This is a genomic window from Micromonospora sp. WMMD1274 (genome assembly GCF_049179035.1).
GTDB classification, from domain to species: domain Bacteria; phylum Actinomycetota; class Actinomycetes; order Mycobacteriales; family Micromonosporaceae; genus Micromonospora; species Micromonospora tulbaghiae.
This window is the reverse complement of the sequence record NZ_JBMHMG010000001.1, coordinates 956,391-974,754: the sequence shown is the minus strand read 5'-3', so window position 1 is coordinate 974,754 and position 18,364 is coordinate 956,391. Positions and strand designations below refer to the sequence as shown.

The following is an 18,364-nucleotide window of genomic DNA, read 5'->3' as shown; positions in this document are numbered from 1 at the left end:
CACCGGGGCCCCGCCGTCTCACGTTCCGACACGCCGACCGGGCGGTTGCGCCACGGGCGGGCGGGTCGAACGGCCATGATGGGCCTGTGGGGGAGGGACGAGACATCCAGGTGACCAGCGACCCGCCGGCCCGCCGTGCCCCGGCTGCCACGCCTCCGGCCGACCCGCCCGCGGCGCGCTGGGATCCGGCCGGTGGCCTGGCCGCGCTGCGCGGCCTGCTGGCCCGGCCGCTGGCCTCGTACTACCTGCTGCTGTCCAGCGCCGGCCTGCTGCTGCTGATCGGCCTCACCATGGTCTTCTCCGCCACGAGCGTGAAGGACTTCGCCGAGGGCGGCGACGCGTCCGCGTCGCTGACCAAGCAGGCCGTGTTCGCGGTGATCGGCATCGGCGCGTTCTGGGCCTGCCAGCGGCTGCCCGCGCGCACGTTCCGGGCGGTGAGCCGCCCGGCGCTCGGCGTGGCGGTGGCGCTGCTGCTCACGCTCAACCTGTTCGTCGCGCTGAACTCGCTGTTCGGGGTGACGGCGATCGGGCCGCTGCGGGCCGAACTCCTCTCGCTCTCCCTCGGCCCGATCTCGCTGCAACCGGTCGAGGTGGCGAAGTTCGCGCTGGTGCTGTGGGCGGCGCACGTGCTGGCCCGCAAGGGCGCTGCGCTGGGCTGGTGGAAGGAACTGGCCACCCCGCTGTTCCCGGTGGTGGGCCTGCTGTTCGTGCTGGTCGGCTTCAACGACCTGGGCAGCATGCTCTGCCTGCTGGCGCTCGTGGTCGGGCTGCTCTGGGCGGCCGGCGTGCGGGGCCGGGTCTTCGCCGCGCTCTCCGCGATCGGCCTGGCGGGCATCGGCCTGCTGGTGGCCGCCGCCTCGCTCGGCGCCGGCTCCGGCTCCCGGGACGCGGACAACTACCGGCTCGGCCGCCTCACCATGTGGCTCGACCCGCCGGACCCGAAGACCTGCTTCGAGCAGAAGCTGGACTACTGCTACCAGCTCGTGCAGGCCCGCTACGCGATCGGCAACGGCGGCTGGTTCGGCGTCGGCCTGGGCCAGAGCTCGCTGAAGTGGAACTACCTGCCCGAGGCGCACAACGACTTCATCTTCGCCATCGTCGCCGAGGAACTGGGCGTGGTCGGCTGCACAGTGGTCCTGACGCTGTTCGCCGTGCTCGCGTACACCGGGATGCGGATCGCCCGCCGGGTCGAGGACCCGTTCCGCCGGCTCGCCGCCGCCGGCGTGACCGCCTGGCTGGTCGGCCAGGCCGTCATCAACATCGGTGGCGTGACCGGCCTGCTGCCGCTGACCGGCGTACCGCTGCCGTTCATCTCCGACGGCGGCAGCGCCCTGGTGGTGACGCTCGCCGCGATCGGCATGCTCGCCTCGTTCGCCCGCGCGGAGCCGGACGCGGCGCGAGCGCTGCATGCCCGTCCGCCCGCCCGATGGGTCCGACTAGTGTGGGCCCCGTTGCCGCCGCTTCCCGGCCGGCGCCGCAAGCCGGCGCCGCCCCCGGCCGACCGAGGGTCCGTGCCCCGGTCCCGGCAGCGGCGGCAGGACGATCAGGCCGCGCCCCGCGGCGCCCGGCCCGACCGGGCGCGCTCCGGCGCGGCGAGCGAGAGGAGACGCTGATGGGTCCGCTGCGTTCGGTGGTGCTCTGCGGAGGGGGTACGGGCGGGCACATCTACCCGCTGCTCGCCTTCGCCGACTGCCTGCGCCGACACGACCCGAGCGTCCGGATCACCTGTCTGGGCACACCGAAAGGGCTGGAGAACGAGCTGATCCCGCCGGCCGGCTACGACCTGCGGCAGATCCCGGCCTACCAGCTTCCCCGGTCGGTCAACATGAGCCTGGTGCGTACCCCGGACCGGATGTGGAAGGCGGCGCGCGCTGCGGGCAAGGTGATCGACGAGGTCCAGGCCGACGCCGTGGTCGGCTTCGGCGGGTACGTCTCGGTGCCCGGTTACCTGGCCGCGTGGCGGCGGGAGCTGCCCATCGTCATCCACGAGGTGAACGTGCCGCCGGGCGTGGCGAACCGGCTCGGGATGAAGTTCACCAAGAACGTCGCTGTCGGCTTCCCGCACCAGCCGGCCCAGGCCGAGGCGCTGCGCGACGCCCGCGTGGTGGGCGTGCCGCTGCGCCGGGGCATCGCCGGGCTGGACCGGGCCGCGCTGCGCGACGCCGCCCGCGCCCACTTCGGACTCCGCCCCGACCTGCCGGTGCTGTTCGTCGCCGGCGGCTCGCAGGGCGCCCGCTCGATCAACCTGGCCGTCTCCGGCGCGGCGAAGGAGCTGGCCCGCAACGGTGTGCAGGTGCTGCACGTCATCGGCGCCCGCAACGAGCCGGTCTCCGTGCCCACCGACCTGCCGGTGCCGTACGTCACGCTGCCGTACCTGTCCGAGATGGAGCTGGGTTACGCCGCGGCCGACCTGATGCTGGCCCGCGGCGGCGCGATGACCTGCGCCGAGGTGGCCGCGATCGGCCTGCCCACCGTCTACGTGCCCTACCCGCACAGCAACCAGGAGCAGAAGCGCAACGCGCTGCCGGTGGTGGAGGCGGGCGGCGGCCTGCTGGTCGACGACGCCGAGATGACCCCGGCCTGGGTGGAGCGGACGGTGATCCCGCTGATCCGGGACCCGCAGCGCCTGTACGCGATGAGCCACGCCGCAGCCGGCTACGGCCGCCGCGACGGCGACGTGGCGTTGCTGAACTTCGTCTACGAGGCGGTGGCTCGGTGAGCGCGAGGAGTGAGCTTGCGAGCCCCGCAGTCGCGAACGACGGTGGCTCAGCGATGTGGGCAACCGCGACGGGAAGGTACGTCTGATGAACACCGCGCAGTTCACGCCCGCCGGCACCATGACGGCGGAGGACCTGGGCCGGATCCACCTGATCGGGGTGGGCGGCGTCGGGATGGCCGGGCTGGCCCGGCTCTTCCTGACCCGGGGCCTGCCGGTCTCCGGCAGCGAGCTGCGGGAGTGGCCGTCGCTGGCCGGCCTGCGGGCGCTCGGCGGCACCATCCACTCCAGCCACGAGGCGTCCAACCTCGACGGGGTGGACACGGTCGTCTACTCCTCCGCCATCCCGCAGGACCACCTGGAGATGGTCGAGGCGCGCCGCCGGGGTCTGCGGGTGCTGCACCGCTCCGAGGCGCTCGCCGCCGCGATGACCGGGCGCCGCACGGTGGCGGTGGCCGGCACCCACGGCAAGACGTCCACCACGTCGATGGTCACCATGGTGCTCCAGCAGGCCGGCACCGACCCGTCGTTCGTGATCGGCGGCGAGATCTCCGAGGTGGGTTCCGGCGCGCACCACGGCACCGGCGAGCACTTCGTGGTCGAGGCGGACGAGAGCGACCGCTCGTTCCTCATCTACCGGCCGTTCGTGTCGATCATCACGAACGTCGAGGCGGACCACCTCAACACCTACGGCGACCTGGCCACCCTGGAGGCGGCGTTCGCCGAGTTCGCCCGGCTCACCGACCCGGCCGGCTTCGTGATCACCTGCGCCGACGACGCGGGCGGGCGCCGGCTGGCCGAGACGCTGCGCGCCGAGGGCCGCCGGGTCTGGACGTACGGCGAATCCGCCGACGCGGACCTGCGGATGAGCGAGGTCGTGTCGTCCGCGCACGGGGTGCGCTACCAGGCCGAGGTCGAGGGCCGGGCGCTGGGTGAGATCCGGCTGCCCGTACCGGGCCGGCACATGGCGCTCAACAGCGCCGCCGCGGTGCTCGCCGCGTACCTGCTGGAACTGCCGGTGGCCGCGGCGGAGGCCGCGCTGGGCGCGTTCCCGGGCGTGCGGCGCCGTTTCGAGCGCAAGGGTGCCGCGGACGGCGTGCTGGTCTACGACGAGTACGCCTACCACCCGACCTCGATGACGCTGGCGCTGCAGACGCTGCGCGAGGTGGCCGGCGACGGCCGGCTGATCGTGGTGTTCCAGCCGTACCGGCTCTACCGCACCCGCGACAACCAGGCGGAGATCGCCGCCGCGCTCGGCATCGCCGACGAGGTGGTGCTGCTGGAGGTGTTCGGCCCCGGCGAGACGCGCCGCCCCGGCGAGGGCTCGGCCGCGCTGATCCAGGAGGTGTCGCTGCCGGCCGAGCGGAAGGTGTTCGTCGAGTCGTGGGACGACGTGCCGGCCGAGGTGGCCCGGCGGGCGCGGACCGGCGACGTGGTGGTGACCATGGGCGCCCCGCCGATCTCGCTGATGGGTGACCAGTTGCTCGACGCCCTGCTCGCCCGCTCCGCCGGGGGCACGGGGCTCGGCGCCGGCGTCGACCCGGACGGCGCGGCGACCCCGGCCGGATGAGTCCCGGTCCGGCCCGCGGCCGTACCCCCGGACCGGACGGCGGCGGCGGGCGGCGCAGCCCGGCCCGGCGCTGGCAGCTCGTGCGGGCGAACGCGGACGCCGTGCCGCCGTCGACCCGCCGGTTCATGGCCCGGGCCCGGCAGCGGCGGATGCGGGCGGCGCTGCCCTGGGCGGTCGCCGCCGCGGTGCTCGCCGTCGCGGGCCTGGTCGTGTGGACGGTGCTGGGCACCGGCCTGTTCGGCGTGCGCGAGGTACGGGTGGTCGGCGCGCGGCTGGTCACCCCGGTGCAGATCCGCGACGCCGCCGCGGTGCCGGACAACGCGCCGCTGGCCCGGGTGGACCTGGACGCGACCGCGCGCAAGGTCGGCACGCTGCCGCCGGTGGCCCGCGCCACGGTGGAGCGCCAGTGGCCGGACACGCTCGTGATCCGGGTGCAGGAGCGCACCCCGGTGGCAGCGGTGCCGCAGGGCGAGGGCTTCCTGGTCGTCGACGGCTCGGGGGTGGTGTTCCAGCGCCTGGACCGGGTGCCGGACGGGTTGCCGCTGGTCAGGGTGGCTCGGCCGGGCCCCGACGACCCGGGTACGCGGGCCGGGCTGGCGGTGCTCGCCGCGCTGGGGGAGAAGCTGCGCGCGGAGCTGGTCGCGGTGGACGTGGCCGGGCTGGCCCGGATCACGCTGGTGCTGCGCGGGGAGCGTGAGGTCTTCTGGGGCGACGCCTCCCGCGGCACCGACAAGTCGACAGTGGCCACCGCGTTGCTGAGCCGCAAGGCGGACCGGATCGACGTCAGCGCGCCGGACGTGGTCACGTTCGAGTGACCCGTGGCTCAGCGAGCGGGTGATGTGTCCCCTGTCGCTCGGTCGGCGACACGCCGGAACAGGTCCTTGGCTCCTGGCGCGGCGGCGCATACGTTGCCCCGAAGAGATCAGTGGTTGACATAACTCTAAGCCTCTAGTAGAGGGTGAGGGTTCAGCCGTCGGAGGCCGCTGATCCGGCCAAGCCGTGTGGGGTCGGCCCATGCCAATCTCGAAGGGAAAGGACCGGAGATGACACCTCCGCACAACTACCTGGCGGTCATCAAGGTCGTCGGCATCGGGGGCGGCGGCGTCAACGCCGTCAACCGGATGATCGAGGTTGGGCTCAAGGGCGTCGAGTTCATCGCGATCAACACCGACGCGCAGGCGCTGCTGATGAGCGACGCCGACGTCAAGCTCGACGTGGGCCGGGAGCTGACCCGGGGACTGGGCGCGGGCGCCAACCCGGACGTCGGCAAGAACGCCGCCGAGGACCACCGCGACGAGATCGAAGAGGTCCTCAAGGGCGCCGACATGGTGTTCGTGACCTGCGGCGAGGGTGGCGGCACCGGCACCGGCGGCGCGCCGGTCGTGGCGAACATCGCCCGCAAGCTCGGCGCGCTCACCATCGGCGTGGTCACCCGGCCGTTCTCGTTCGAGGGCAAGCGCCGGCAGGTCCAGGCCGAGGCGGGCATCGAGGAGCTGCGCAACCAGTGCGACACGCTCATCGTGATCCCGAACGACCGGCTGCTCGCGCTCGGCGACCGCAACATCTCCATGATGGACGCGTTCCGCACCGCGGACCAGGTGCTCCTCTCCGGTGTCCAGGGCATCACCGACCTGATCACCACGCCGGGTCTGATCAACCTGGACTTCGCCGACGTGAAGAGCGTGATGAGCGGCGCCGGCAGCGCCCTCATGGGCATCGGCAGCGCCCGGGGCGAGAACCGCGCCGTCGAGGCGGCCGAGGCGGCCATCTCCAGCCCGCTGCTGGAGCAGAGCATGGACGGCGCGCGCGGCGTGCTGCTGTCCATCGCCGGCGGATCGGACCTCGGCCTGTTCGAGATCAACGACGCGGCTCAACTGGTCACCGACGCGGCCCACCCGGACGCGAACATCATCTTCGGCGCGGTCATCGACGACGCGCTCGGCGACGAGGTGCGGGTCACCGTGATCGCGGCGGGCTTCGACGGGGGCGCGCCGGCGTACAAGGCGGTGGAGCCGCCGCGCAAGAGCAACCAGAACCCGCCGGCCCAGCCGAACGCGCCGGTGAGCCCGCCGGCCACCATGCCGGCGCCGCAGCAGCCGTCGCGCCGGGTGCTCTTCGACGACGTCGACGTGCCCGACTTCCTCAAGAACGGGTCCTGAGCCGCGCCGATGACGGAGTCACAGACGGCGGTGCGGCCCGAGCGGCGCGCCGAACTCGCGGCCGGCCTGGCCCGGGTGCGGGCCCGCATCGCCGACGCCTGCGCCGCGGCCGGGCGGCAGCGCGACGAGGTCACACTGGTCGCGGTGACCAAGACGTATCCGGCGGCGGACGTGGTCGCGCTGGCCGGGCTCGGCGTGACCGACGTCGGGGAGAACCGCGACCAGGAGGCGGCGCCGAAGGCGGAGGCGGTGGCCGCCGCCGGGGCGGCGCCGCGCTGGCACTTCATCGGCCAGTTGCAGCGCAACAAGGCCCGCTCGGTGGTCCGGTACGCCGACGTGGTCCAGTCGGTGGACAGCGTCCGGCTGGCCGCCGCGCTGGACGCCGCCGCCGGCGCGGTCCGGGACCGGCCGCTGGACGTGCTGGTGCAGGTGAGCATCGACGGCGACGCGGCCCGGGGCGGGGCGCTGCCCGGCGCGGCCGATCCGCAGCGAGGGCTCGACCCGGTGGCCGCGGCGGTGGCCGGCGCCGACGTTCTGCGGCTGGCGGGCCTGATGGCGGTGGCGCCGCTGGGCTGGGAGCCGGACCGGGCGTTCGCCCGGCTGGCCGAGGTGGCGGCGGCGCTGCGGGCCGACCATCCGGGTGCGACGGTGCTGTCGGCGGGCATGAGCGGAGACCTGGAGAGCGCGATCGGTCACGGCGCGACACATGTCCGTGTCGGCAGCGCGTTGCTCGGAATGCGCCCTGCGCTGCGGTAGCCTCACCACGACGGAAGCAAATTACATCAGTGTTGTTCAGGACGGCGTTCCCGTAGCCGGGGGCCGTGACGGGCGGACCGCGAACCGCGCGTCAGGGGATTGCCGATCCGGTCCGGTGGGCATGATCGTCCACTCGTGATCAAGCGACACGGCACGGGGGCGCGTGCCGCACGGCGGACGGAAGGGCGCGGGGATGGGTGCACTGCGCAAGGCGGGGGTCTGGCTCGGTCTCGTCGAGGAGGACGACGAGCGGGCGTACGAGGACGGTGGCTACGACAAGGGTGGCTACCGGGACTCGTCGCGCTACCGGTCGAGCCGGTACGCCGAGGAGTTCGCCGACGAGGACGACGACGAGGCCGAGGAGCCGCCGACGACGCGGAGCCGGCTCGGCGACCGGGGCCGGCTGTCCGAGCGCGCCTCCAGCCGCGCGGTCGACGCCGACCGGGCCGAGTCCGAGCGCCCGGAGCGGGCCGAGCGGTCCAGCGTGCGGTCGATCACCCGGTCCTCCGCCGGTGACGCCTCGGGCGCCCTGACCTACCACACCCGCGACAACCTCGCGCTCGCGCCGCAGACCCAGCCGCGGGAGCGGGAGCGTGTGGCGCCGGAGGACGAACAGCGCTACCAGATCACCACGCTGCACCCGACCACGTACCGCGAGGCGCGGACCATCGGCGAGCACTTCCGCGACGGCGTACCGGTGATCATCAATCTCACCGAGATGGACGAGGCGGACGCCCGCCGGCTCGTCGACTTCGCCGCCGGGCTCGCGTTCGGTCTGCGCGGTACGATCGAGCGCGTGACCAACCGGGTGTTCCTGCTCTCACCGGCCAACGTCCAGGTCACCGCGGAGGACAAGGCCAAGATCGCTGAGGGCGGCTTCTTCAGCCTGAGCTGAGCCGCACGACCGAGGGACGTCGCCTGCCGTGTTGTCGATCCTGTTCCAGGTGCTCTACCTGCTGCTGTACATCTTCCTAATTGTCCTTTTGGCGCGATTTGTTCTTGGGGCGGTGCTGGCCTATGGTCGCCGCTGGCAACCGGGACGGGGAGCGTCGGCGGGACTGGAAGTCGTGTGGAGCGTCACTGATCCGCCCCTGCGAGCGTTGAGGCGTGTGATCCCACCACTGCGAATTGGTACCGTGAGCATCGACCTGGCCTCCCTTGTGCTCCTGGTTATCCTGTTCGTGCTGATGGAGTTCGTGTTTAGGCGCCTGATCTTCGCGTTTGCCTGACCAGAGCGCTTTCGCGGCCGCAACTGACCCGAGGAGTTTCGATGCCGCTGACCCCGGCCGACGTCCACAACGTCGCCTTCAAAAAGCCGCCGATCGGCAAGCGGGGGTATGACGAGGAGGAGGTCGACGCCTTCCTGGACGAGGTCGAGCGCGAGCTGGCCCGTCTGATCGAGGAGAACAACGAGCTGCGCGCCCAGGTGGAGCGCGGCGGTCGGGGTGGCGCTCCCGCCGGCCCCGGCGGCGACGCCCGCCTCGCGGCGGAGCTCAACGACGTCAAGGCCCAGCTCGACCGGGTGCAGCGCGACAAGGCGGCCGCCGAGCAGGCGGCCCGCGCGATGCAGGCCGAGCTGGAGCAGGTCCGCACGCAGGGCGGCCCGGCCGGCGTGACCGGTGACGGCGAGCAGCAGGCGCTGCGGGTGCTCATGATGGCCCAGCGCACCGCCGACGACCACGTCTCCGACGCCCGTCGCGAGGCCGACCAGCTGCTCTCCGAGGCCCGTTCCAAGGCCGAGGAGGTCACCCGGGAGGCGCGCGCCAAGGCCGACGCCCTGGAGCGGGACGCCCGCCAGCGGCACCAGGAGGCCATGGGCGGCCTGGACGCCAAGCGCACCGCGCTGCAGAAGCACATCGAGGAGCTCAAGCAGTTCGAGCGCGAGTACCGCACCCGCCTCAAGGCGTACCTGGAGAGCCAGCTGCGTGACCTCGACGGTCGCGGCCAGGGTCTCGAGGTGGAGATGAACCGCTCCGAGGGCAACCGTGCCACCGGCAGCAACGGTCTCGCCGCGGCCGGCCTCGCCGGCTCCTACGGCGGTGGCCGCGCGGGCTCGCTCGAGTCCGGCCGCTGATCCCGCGTCGGTGGCCGTCCCCGTGACGGCCCCCGACCGCCCAGACCGACACGACGCGGCCGGGGGTGAGCCGTGGTAGCCGCCAGCATCCTGCTCATCCTCGTCGCGGTCGTGCTGCTGATCGCCGGCCTCGCCGGCGGATCCAGCCTCCTGCTCATCGTCTCGATCGCGGCCAGCCTGCTGTCCGCCGTCGCCTTCGTCGCGTTCGCCCGCCAGGCAGCCGCGGCACGGGCCACGGCCGGCCGGGAGGCCGGGCCGCGACCGCGGACCGCGCACACCGTCCCGTCCCCGGACGAACCGGTGAGCCCGGTCCCGCACCACACGTCCACGGTCGGCGCCGGTGGATCCGGGTGGCGGCAACCGCCCGGGTCGCCGGTGACCGAGCCGGACGACGTCCCGCCGCCGGCCGCGTACTCGCCGCCGGCCGAGCCGTTCGACGCCGGGCCGTACGAGCCGGCCACCGGGCCGCTCGACACCGAGGCCGCCGCGGGGCCGTACACGACGGCGTTCGACGCCGAACCCGCCGCCGGGCCGTACACGGCGCCGGATCCGGTGGTCGCGGACTCGGCGCCCTACTCGCCGCCCGGCCCGCGGACGCCGGAGACCGCGCGGCCCACCTCGCCCGCACCGGGCGAGGCGTTCGACGGCGACCCGCCGGCCGAGTTCCTCTCCACCGGTGAGGTCTCCCGGCTGGTCCGGCTGCCCGGCGAGGTCCTGGTGGTCGACGGCCACCCCCGCTTCCACCTGCCCGACTGCCCGCACCTGGTGGGCCGGGAGGACGAACCGCTGCCGGTCGCCGAGGCGGTCGCGCTGGGCTTCACCCCGTGCGCGCACTGCGCCGCCGCCACCACCCTGCTCGCCGAGGCCCGGCCGCGCTGACCATGACGATCGCGGACGACACACTCACCGTCGCGGTGCGGGTGAAGCCCGGAGCGGCCCGCGCCCGGGTGGGCGGGCGGTTCGACGGGCCGTACGGTCCGGCGCTCGTCGTCGCGGTGCACGCGCCGGCTGTGGACGGCCGCGCCACCGAGGCGGCCCGGCGCGCGCTCGCCGACGCGCTCGGCGTCCGGCCGGCGACCGTGTCCCTGCGGTCCGGCGCGGCCAGCCGCGACAAGCTGTTCCTGGTCGAGCGCCCGCACGACGGGCTGCCCGAGGTGCTGCGCCGGCTGCGCGACGGCAGCACGGCGTGAGGTCCGGTCGGGCCGGCCGGCGATGACCCCGGGGCTCGACGTCGCGCTGCTCGTGGGCGCCGCCGTGCTGCTGGTCGCGGTCGGCGCGGTGCGGTTCTCCACCCGGCTCGGCGTACCCAGTCTGCTGGTCTACCTGGCGCTGGGCGTGCTGCTCGGCGAGGCCGGCCTGGGCATCCGGTTCGACGACGTCGAGCTGACCCGGGTGCTCGGCTTCTGCGCGCTCATCGTGATCATCGCGGAGGGCGGCCTGACCGCGCGGTGGAGCACGTTGCGGCCGGTGCTGGGCTTGGCCGCGGCGCTGTCCACGGTCGGCGTCGTGGTCAGCATCGTGGTCGTCGGCGTGGTGGTGCACCTGCTGCTCGGCCTGGACTGGCGGCTGTCGCTGCTCTACGGCGCGGTGCTCTCCTCGACCGACGCCGCGGCGGTGTTCGCCACGCTGCGCCGGTTGCGCCTGCCGCCCCGGCTGGTGGCCGCGCTGGAGGCCGAGTCCGGGGTGAACGACGCCCCGGTCGTGCTGCTGGTGCTGCTGCTGTCCCGCGCCGGGGTCGAGGCCCACCACCCCTGGTGGTACGAGGTGCTGCTGCTCGGCTACGAGCTGAGCACCGGCGCGGCGGTCGGGGTCGGCGCCGGGCTGGCCGGCCGGTACGCGCTGCGCCGGGCCGCGCTGCCGTCGGCCGGCCTGTACCCGATCGCGGTGGTCGGCTTCACCGTGCTGGCGTACGCGGCCGGCTCGGTGCTGCACGCCTCGGGCTTCCTCGCCGTGTACGTCGCGGGTGTCCTGCTCGGCAACTCGCGGCTGCCGCACCGCCAGGCCATCCTCGGCTTCGCCGACGGGCTGGCCTGGCTGGCCCAGATCGGCCTGTTCGTGCTGCTCGGCCTGCTGGTCTCGCCGAGCCGGCTGGACGCGGCGGTGCTACCGGCCGTGATCACCGGGCTGGCGCTGCTGCTGCTCGCCCGGCCGCTGTCGGTGGCGGTGTCCGCGCTGCCCTTCCGGGTGAACCTGCGCGAGCAGCTCTTCCTGTCCTGGGCCGGGCTGCGCGGCGCGGTGCCGGTCGTGCTGGCGACCATCCCGCTGTCGCTGCACGTGCCGGGGGCGGACCGCCTGTTCGACGCCGTCTTCGTCCTGGTGGTGATCTTCACGTTGCTCCAGGCCGGGACGCTGGCGCCGGCGGCGCGCCGGCTGGGCGTGACCGCGCCGGCCGAGGCGAGCGAGATCCTGCTGGAGACCGCCCCGCTGGAACGGATGCGCGCGGACCTGCTCCAGCTGGAGGTGCCGGCCGGGTCGCGGCTGGCCGGGGTGCACGTGGACGAGCTGCGGCTGCCGGTCGGCGCCGCTGTGACGCTCGTGCTGCGTGACGGCGTCGGTTTCGTGCCGGGTGCCGACACCCGGCTCAAGGTCGGGGACAGCCTGCTCATCGTCGCCACCGCGGGCGTACGGGACGAGACCGAGCGGCGGCTGCGGGCGGTGAGCCGCCGGGGCCGGCTGGCGAGGTGGTTCGGGGAGTACGGCGAGGAGCCGGCCCGCTGATCTGCTACCGTTCCTTTTGCCCCGATTGATGGCAGTCCGGGGCGGATACGTGGGACGACGGTGCGGCACGTTGTCGGACGCCTGTACGTTCCGTATTCTTGCCAACCTCCGGAGTGCACGGCGGACCCGCTCGCCGTGCACCCTTCCGTACGCGGACGGCGCCGACGACGGCGTCCCCGCCCACGCACCGCTGACCGCCGCTCCGTGCGGCTGAGGGAGCTGACGATGGCGAAGCCAGCCGACACCAGGACCGCCGGTCGCAAGCCGGTGGCGAAGGCCACCCGCAGCGCGGCGGAGACCGAGAAGATCCGGGCCGCCCTGGCGGCACGGCGGGACGAGCTGAACGCCGAGTACGATCAGACGCTGAGCGAGATCACCGAGCTGCAGCGCGACCGGCTGACCGACTCGGCCGGGGACGACCAGGCCGACACCGGCACCAAGACGTTCGAGCGGGAGCAGGAGATCTCTCTCGCCAACAGCATCAAGGAACGGATCACGCAGGTCGAGCGCGCGCTTGAGCGCCTCGACGAGGGCGGCTACGGCTGGTGCGAGCGGTGCGGCAACCCGATCCCGGTGGAGCGGCTCGCCGCGTTCCCGTCGGCCACCCTCTGCGTGACGTGCAAGCAGCTGGAGGAGCGGCGCTGATCACCGCTCCCCGGCGGCCGTACGGCAGACGGTGACCACACCGTCGCGAGCGTCGATGGGGAGCAGATGACCGCAGCACCGCCCGCCGGGGCCGGCACCACCGAGTCGGGCGCCGGCGCGCCCCGCCGTAAGGCCGTCGGCCTGCTGCTCGGCGTGTCCCTGTTCTCGCTGCTGGCGGATCTCGGCACGAAGCAGCTCGCGCTCGCCGAGCTGACCGGCCGGGAACCGGTTTCGCTGCTCGGCGGCGCGGTCTATTTCAGCCTCACCCGCAACAGCGGCGCGGCCTGGAGCATCGGCTCCGACCACACCTGGGTCTTCCCGATCATCACGTTCGTGGTGATCGGGTGGATCACCTGGATGGCGTTGCGGCTGCGCTCGCTGCCCTGGGCGGTGTCGCTGGGCCTGGTGCTGGGCGGTGCGCTGGGCAACCTGATCGACCGGATCTTCCGCGCGCCCGGCCACTTCGTCGGCCACGTGGTCGACATGATCAGCCTCTTCGACCCGTACGGCCAGGTCTGGCCGGTGTTCAACCTGGCCGACAGCTCGCTGGTGTGCGGCGTGGTGCTCGCGGTCTTCCTGGAGCTGACCGGCCGCCAGCGCGACGGCTCCCGGCTGCGCGACGAGAAGCGCGACGCCGCCGCCCCGGCCGAGCAGCGGGAGAGCGCGTGACCTCCGCGTTCGCCGCCGCCGGCGACACCCGCTCCCTGCCCGTGCCCGACGGCCTCGACGGGATGCGCCTGGACCAGGCCGTGGCCCGGCTGTTCGGGCTCTCCCGTACCGCCGCCGCCGGCCTGATCGACGCCGGCGACGCGCTCGTCGACGGGGTGGCCCGGCCCAACTCGCACAAGGTCAAGGCGGGCTCGTGGCTGGAGGTCACGCTGCCCGCGCCGCCGGCGCCGCCGACCGTGGTGCCGCAGGCGGTGCCCGGCCTGACCGTGGTGTACGCCGACGACGACATCGTGGTGGTCGACAAGCCGGTCGGGGTGGCGGCGCACCCGAGCCCGGGCTGGACCGGCCCCACCGTGATCGGCGGGCTGGCCGGCATCGGCCACCGGATCTCCACGAGCGGCGCCGCCGAACGGCAGGGCGTGGTGCACCGGCTCGACGTGGGCACCACCGGGATCATGGCGGTGGCCAAGAGCGAGCGCGCGTACACCGCGTTGAAGCGGGCGTTCAAGTTCCGCGAGGTGGAGAAGCGCTACCACGCCGTGGTGCAGGGCCACCCGGACCCGCTGAGCGGCACCATCGACGCGCCGATCGACAGGCACCCGCACCACGACTACCGCTGGGCGGTGGTCTCCGGCGGCAAGCCGAGCATCACGCACTACGACACGATCGAGGCGTTTCCCGCCGCCAGCCTGCTCGACGTGCGGCTGGAGACCGGGCGGACGCACCAGATCCGGGTGCACTTCTCCAGCATGCGGCACCCCTGCGTGGGCGACCTGACCTACGGCGCGGACCCGACGCTGTCCGCCCGGCTGGGGCTGGCCCGGCAGTGGTTGCACGCCCGCTCGCTGAGCTTCGCGCACCCGGGCACCGGCGACGAGGTGACGTTCGTCAGCGAGTACCCGGACGACCTGGCCCGGGCGCTGGAGATCCTGCGCGACTGACGTGAGCGACGATCCCGCGCCACCGCGCCGGTCCCGGTCCGCCGCGCTGACCTGGGTCGCGCTGGCCTGCGCGCTCGTCGTGCTGGTGGTGGCCGTGGCGCAGCGGCGGGACCGCCCGGTGAGCGACCGCACGGTCGGCGAGGTGACCCGGGTCGGCGTGACCGACGGCGCGAGCATCCCGGCGTACCTGCGCGCCGCCGGGGACGAACTGGCCCGCCTCGACGCGCCCGACGGCTACGCGCTCGTGTCGTTCGCCGACTACCTGACCCCGGCGCGGGCGGCCGCCGCGCTGGACGGCACGCGGGTCTCGGCTGTGGTGGCGCGGGTGCCGCTGCCCGGCCGGCAGACCGAGATCGTCCGGATCGCGGCACTGCGCGTGCCGCAGGACGTGGTGGCCGGGATGGCCGGCGTCGCGACCCGCAAGGACCGGGAGGCCGCGGACTACCGGTCCCGCGCCGCCGCGACCACAGTCGACCCGGAGCTGCGCCGGGTGTACGACAGCGGCGCCGAGGTCGCCGCCCGCGAGGCGCAGGCGTACCGGACGGGCTGCGCCTGCGTCTACGCCGCGGTGGTCAGTGCCGCGCCGGACGCCCTGCGCGCGCTCGCCGGTCGTCCGGGCGTGCGGGCGGTGGACCCGGCGCCGGAGGTGACCCGTCTGGACCGGACCGTGTTCACCCCGCCGCTGCCCGAGCAGCGTGACGTGGTCCGGCCGCCGGCCGACACCGGGCCGGCCGGGGCAGGCGGAATGGGCGATTCGTCGGAAGCCGCACGGACGGTGAGCGAACCTTCACCCACCGCCCCCGCGTCCGTCGCCGGCTCCGGGACACCCAATCCCGCTCCCACCTCCTGAGACACCGGGGCACGCGGCGACCGGGCCGATCCCATGGTGCGGCGGGCCACCGGGCGATGTGCGGCGCGGGGAGTGGTCCGAATAGGGTTTCGTTCGTAGCCTGTCAGGCGGAGATCGATGGGCTGGGGGAGGGCGAATCCTTGGACGGCAGCGAGACCGGCTGGGGTCGGCAGGGCGAGCCGGCACCGCGGTGGCGGGCGCTGCTCGACCGGGCCCGGCTCGGCGGTCGCGGCGCGGAGCACGCCGACGCTGACCGGCACGTCGAGGAGCAACCGGCGCCGCCGCCCGACCCGCTGCCCCGCCGTGGCGCGGGCACCGGGTGGACCGGCCGCGCCACCGCCGTCGGCCGCGCCCCCGACGGGTCGTACGGCGCCGAGCCCGGTTACCGGGCCGAGGCCACGTTCCGGGTCGACCCGGCCTTCCGCGCCGATCCCCGGCACGACGGCGAGCCGGCCTACCGGGCCGAACCGGCGTACCGCAGCGACCCCGAGCCGTCCTGGCGCGCCGGGCAGCCCTACCCGCCCGACCCGTCCTGGCGCGCCGACCCGTCGTTCGCGCCCGACCCGTCGTTCGCGCCCGAGCAGCCCTTCACCGCCGAGCCACGCCCGGAACCGTCCTGGCGGCCCGAGCCGGCCCGTCCAGAGCCGCGCGGCCGGGCCGAGGCGCCGGCCGAGTCCCGGTACTCCCTTCTCGACGGCGGCTACCGGCCCGCGCCGCCCCCGCCGGAGTCCCGCTACGCGCTGCTCGACCGGGGCCGCTACCGGCCGGACACGCCGCCCGCACCGGAGCCGGTGGTGCCCGCGCCCCGCCGCCCGCTGGAGGGCCGCTCCGGCCGGGTCGACGCGGCCCAGGTGCAGTGGCGCGCCCCGGAGCCGGACCCGGAACTCGAACGGGCGACCGGCGTGCTGCGCCGCGAGCTGGGCACCCCCCGGGTGCTCGCGTTCGCCAACCCCAAGGGGGGAGTGCACAAGACCACCGCGACGGTGCTCGCCGCCGCGACGGTGGGCAGCGTACGCGGGCGCGGCGTGCTCGCCTGGGACGACAACGAGCTGCGCGGCACGCTCGGTCTGCGGGCCGGCAGCGCCCGGCACGCCCGCACCATCCGCCACCTGGTCCACGACCTGGCGCAGATCGAGATCCTCGAGGGCAACACGCTGCTGTCGCACCTCGACGACTACCTGCGGCACGCCTCCGACGGCTCGTACGACGTGCTGGCCGGCGAGGAGAGCCCGCGCTTCGCCCAGCGGCTCGACCAGTTCACCGTCAAGCGGGTGCTGGAGCTGCTGCGCCGCACCCACGAGGTGGTCTGCGTGGACACCGGCAACAACGTGGAGAGCCCGAACTGGCGCACCGTCATGCAGGCCGCCGACCAGCTCGTGGTGACCACGGTGCCGCGCGAGGACGCGGCGTTCAGCGCGGACTGGATGCTCGACCTGCTGCACGAGGTGGGCATGGGCGAGCTGGCCGACAACGCGGTCACGCTGATCTCCTGCCCCACGCCGGGGCGTACCTCGTTGCAGGACGACCTGGAACGGCACTTCGCCACCCGGACCCGCGCGGTCGCCGTGGTGCCGTACGACCCGGCGCTGGAGACCGGCTCCTCGATCGAGTACCACCAGCTCCAGGCCGAGACCCGCAACGCCTGGCTCAAGGCGGCAGCGGTGATGCTGGAACCGTTCGCGCGCTGAGCGCCGACCACCGCCCCGCGCCGTGCCCGGGCCTGAGAGGATCAACGGGTGAGTCCGGACACCCCTGAGCCCGAGCGGGCGCGCGAGCGCACCGACGGCACCGACGCGCGTACCGGCGACGCCCCACGGCCGGACGATGCCCCGCGTCCCGGCGGCGCGTGGCCCGCGCGCGAGCAGCCGCCCGGCTGGCCCGGTGGCCTGCCGGTGCCCGCCGGCACGCCGGTCACCGCGCCCGGCGCCGACCCGCTCGCCGGGCATCCCGGCGTGGTGGCGGAGCTGCCCGGCGCCACCCGGTCCGGCCGCCCGCTGCTCACCACTCTCGGCGTGGTCGCGCTGCTCACCGCGCTCGGCGTGCCGCTGGGGCTGCTGTGGGCGTGGGCGGCGCCCGAGACGCCGGTACGGCAGACCCCGGCGGGCGCGGTCTACGCGACCACGCAGCCGGAGCAGCCGATCGCCGCGGACGGCTGGTTCAGCCTCCTGACGCTCGGCTTCGGCGTGCTCGCCGCCGTCGCCCTGTGGGTGCTGCTGCGCCGCCGGCGCGGCCCGGCCGGCCTGCTCGCGGTGACGCTCGGCGGTCTCGGCGCGGCGGCGGTGGCCTGGCAGGTCGGCCGCCGGATCGGGCTGTCGACGTTCCAGCGGCTGGTGGAGACCGCGCCGCCGGGCACCGCGTTCACCAAGCCGGTCGACCTGCGCGCCGGCGGCGTCGACTGGTACGGCCCGCTGCCGTTGCCGCACGGGAACCTGCTGCTCGCCGCGTTCGGCGCGGCAGTCACGTACACGCTGCTGGCGGGCTGGTCGCGGTGGCCGTCGCTGCGGCCGGAGCCGGAGCCCGACGCGGCCTGGCCGCCCCCGCCCGGGTTCAGTTCGGCGCCGGGGGACCAGCCAGCTCGCTGAGCGGCACCGGCACCGCACGCACCTGCCGCAGCAACGCCGTCTCCCGGTGGAGCAGGCGCAGCTCGGCGCGCAGCCGGCCGGCGGTGTCGTCGACGGCGAGCAGCCGCTGCCGGTCGGCGACGGTCAGCGCGGCGGTCGCGGCGACCAGGTGCGACAGGACCGTCGGGTCCTCCGGCAACTGCTCGGTGATCTCCTGCTGGTCCGGCCGGATCAGGCCCAGGTACTGCCGGAACACCGAGATCACCCGGGCCGCCAGCAGGTCGGAGACCTCGTCCGGGCCGTCCGGCTCCGGCAGCCACTCCACCTCGGCGGTGAGGTACGGCTCGGCGGAGTCGTCGACCTCGGCGACCCGGAACCGCCGCCGCCCGACGGTGACGATGTCGAAGCCGCCGTCGGCCAGCTCGGTGACCTGCCGCAGCTCGGCGGTGCAGCCGACCTCGTGCAGCGTCACCTCGCCGCCGGCCGGCCCGGAACGCCCCGGCGGCCCGGCCGGCGCGACCTCCCAGCCGGCCTGGATCGCCACCACGCCGAACTCGCGCGGCGCGCCCTCGGGCAGCCCCACGAGGTGGCGCACCAGCGCCTTGTAGCGCTCCTCGAAGATGTGCAGCGGAAGGACCAGCCCGGGGAAGAGGACGGTCCCGAGCGGGAACACCGGCAGCCGTGCGCTCACGTGATCGAGCGTAT

At 74.6% G+C, this 18,364-nt stretch carries 19 protein-coding genes; 18 read left to right on the top strand and 1 reads right to left on the bottom strand.

All coding sequences use genetic code 11. The features are described 5' to 3' along the window. Positions 1-110: 110 nt before the first annotated feature. The 18 genes from ACN27D_RS04020 (at position 111) to ACN27D_RS03935 (ending at position 17,680) form a co-directional block, all read left to right on the top strand. Positions 111-1,613, top strand: a complete 1,503-nt coding sequence (locus ACN27D_RS04020) for an FtsW/RodA/SpoVE family cell cycle protein (RefSeq protein ID WP_120568824.1) — start codon at positions 111-113, stop codon at positions 1,611-1,613. Beyond that, the gene (murG, locus tag ACN27D_RS04015) at positions 1,613-2,719 is read left to right on the top strand and encodes an undecaprenyldiphospho-muramoylpentapeptide beta-N-acetylglucosaminyltransferase (protein ID WP_030500243.1); all 1,107 of its coding nucleotides are present in this window, start codon (positions 1,613-1,615) and stop codon (positions 2,717-2,719) included. Before ACN27D_RS04020 ends, murG begins: the two co-directional genes overlap by 1 nt. 85 nt (positions 2,720-2,804) lie before the next feature. Beyond that, positions 2,805-4,286, top strand: a complete 1,482-nt coding sequence (gene murC / locus ACN27D_RS04010) for a UDP-N-acetylmuramate--L-alanine ligase (RefSeq protein WP_120568826.1) — start codon at positions 2,805-2,807, stop codon at positions 4,284-4,286. Then, positions 4,283-5,101 carry a cell division protein FtsQ/DivIB gene (locus ACN27D_RS04005; protein WP_421498556.1) on the top strand — a complete coding sequence of 273 codons (819 nt, stop codon included), beginning with the start codon at positions 4,283-4,285 and terminating at the stop codon, positions 5,099-5,101. Before murC ends, ACN27D_RS04005 begins: the two co-directional genes overlap by 4 nt. Positions 5,102-5,329: 228 nt before the next feature. Further along, positions 5,330-6,445, top strand: a complete 1,116-nt coding sequence (ftsZ, locus tag ACN27D_RS04000; protein WP_030500246.1) for a cell division protein FtsZ — start codon at positions 5,330-5,332, stop codon at positions 6,443-6,445. 9 nt (positions 6,446-6,454) lie between these two features. Further along, complete coding sequence (locus ACN27D_RS03995; protein WP_421498555.1) at positions 6,455-7,201, top strand: YggS family pyridoxal phosphate-dependent enzyme; 747 nt, start codon at positions 6,455-6,457, stop codon at positions 7,199-7,201. Positions 7,202-7,394: 193 nt separating this feature from the next. Then, positions 7,395-8,096, top strand: coding sequence for a cell division protein SepF (locus ACN27D_RS03990; RefSeq protein ID WP_091331125.1), 702 nt, complete (start codon positions 7,395-7,397; stop codon positions 8,094-8,096). A gap of 28 nt (positions 8,097-8,124) precedes the next feature. Beyond that, complete coding sequence (locus tag ACN27D_RS03985) at positions 8,125-8,430, top strand: YggT family protein (protein WP_013287596.1); 306 nt, start codon at positions 8,125-8,127, stop codon at positions 8,428-8,430. 41 nt (positions 8,431-8,471) lie between these two features. Beyond that, positions 8,472-9,275, top strand: coding sequence for a DivIVA domain-containing protein (locus ACN27D_RS03980; RefSeq protein ID WP_091331126.1), 804 nt, complete (start codon positions 8,472-8,474; stop codon positions 9,273-9,275). Between the two features lie 72 nt (positions 9,276-9,347). After that, positions 9,348-10,154 (top strand): hypothetical protein, encoded by an 807-nt coding sequence (locus ACN27D_RS03975; RefSeq protein WP_121684258.1) that lies wholly within the window; start codon positions 9,348-9,350, stop codon positions 10,152-10,154. 2 nt (positions 10,155-10,156) lie between these two features. After that, positions 10,157-10,465, top strand: coding sequence for a DUF167 domain-containing protein (locus tag ACN27D_RS03970; RefSeq protein WP_120568830.1), 309 nt, complete (start codon positions 10,157-10,159; stop codon positions 10,463-10,465). 22 nt (positions 10,466-10,487) lie between these two features. After that, positions 10,488-11,993 carry a potassium/proton antiporter gene (locus ACN27D_RS03965; RefSeq protein ID WP_120568831.1) on the top strand — a complete coding sequence of 502 codons (1,506 nt, stop codon included), beginning with the start codon at positions 10,488-10,490 and terminating at the stop codon, positions 11,991-11,993. 225 nt (positions 11,994-12,218) lie between these two features. Next, positions 12,219-12,638 carry a TraR/DksA family transcriptional regulator gene (locus ACN27D_RS03960; protein ID WP_018785248.1) on the top strand — a complete coding sequence of 140 codons (420 nt, stop codon included), beginning with the start codon at positions 12,219-12,221 and terminating at the stop codon, positions 12,636-12,638. A gap of 66 nt (positions 12,639-12,704) precedes the next feature. Continuing rightward, positions 12,705-13,307 carry a signal peptidase II gene (gene lspA / locus ACN27D_RS03955; protein ID WP_121684259.1) on the top strand — a complete coding sequence of 201 codons (603 nt, stop codon included), beginning with the start codon at positions 12,705-12,707 and terminating at the stop codon, positions 13,305-13,307. Then, the gene (locus ACN27D_RS03950; protein WP_357897258.1) at positions 13,304-14,248 is read left to right on the top strand and encodes an RluA family pseudouridine synthase; all 945 of its coding nucleotides are present in this window, start codon (positions 13,304-13,306) and stop codon (positions 14,246-14,248) included. The genes lspA and ACN27D_RS03950 overlap by 4 nt, the downstream gene beginning before the upstream one ends. 1 nt (position 14,249) lies before the next feature. Beyond that, on the top strand, positions 14,250-15,098 hold the full coding sequence (locus ACN27D_RS03945) for a hypothetical protein (protein ID WP_421498554.1): 849 nt from the start codon (positions 14,250-14,252) through the stop codon (positions 15,096-15,098). 140 nt (positions 15,099-15,238) lie between these two features. Next, positions 15,239-16,786: an ATPase gene (locus ACN27D_RS03940; RefSeq protein WP_357897262.1), complete on the top strand. Its 1,548-nt coding sequence runs from the start codon at positions 15,239-15,241 to the stop codon at positions 16,784-16,786. Positions 16,787-16,834: 48 nt separating this feature from the next. After that, positions 16,835-17,680, top strand: coding sequence for a DUF2567 domain-containing protein (locus ACN27D_RS03935; protein ID WP_358172668.1), 846 nt, complete (start codon positions 16,835-16,837; stop codon positions 17,678-17,680). Here the strand turns inward: ACN27D_RS03935 and ACN27D_RS03930 are convergent. After that, on the bottom strand, positions 17,646-18,350 hold the full coding sequence (locus ACN27D_RS03930; RefSeq protein WP_393377071.1) for an LON peptidase substrate-binding domain-containing protein: 705 nt from the start codon (positions 18,348-18,350) through the stop codon (positions 17,646-17,648). The two genes, ACN27D_RS03935 and ACN27D_RS03930, sit on opposite strands and share 35 nt — an antisense overlap. Positions 18,351-18,364: the final 14 nt, after the last annotated feature.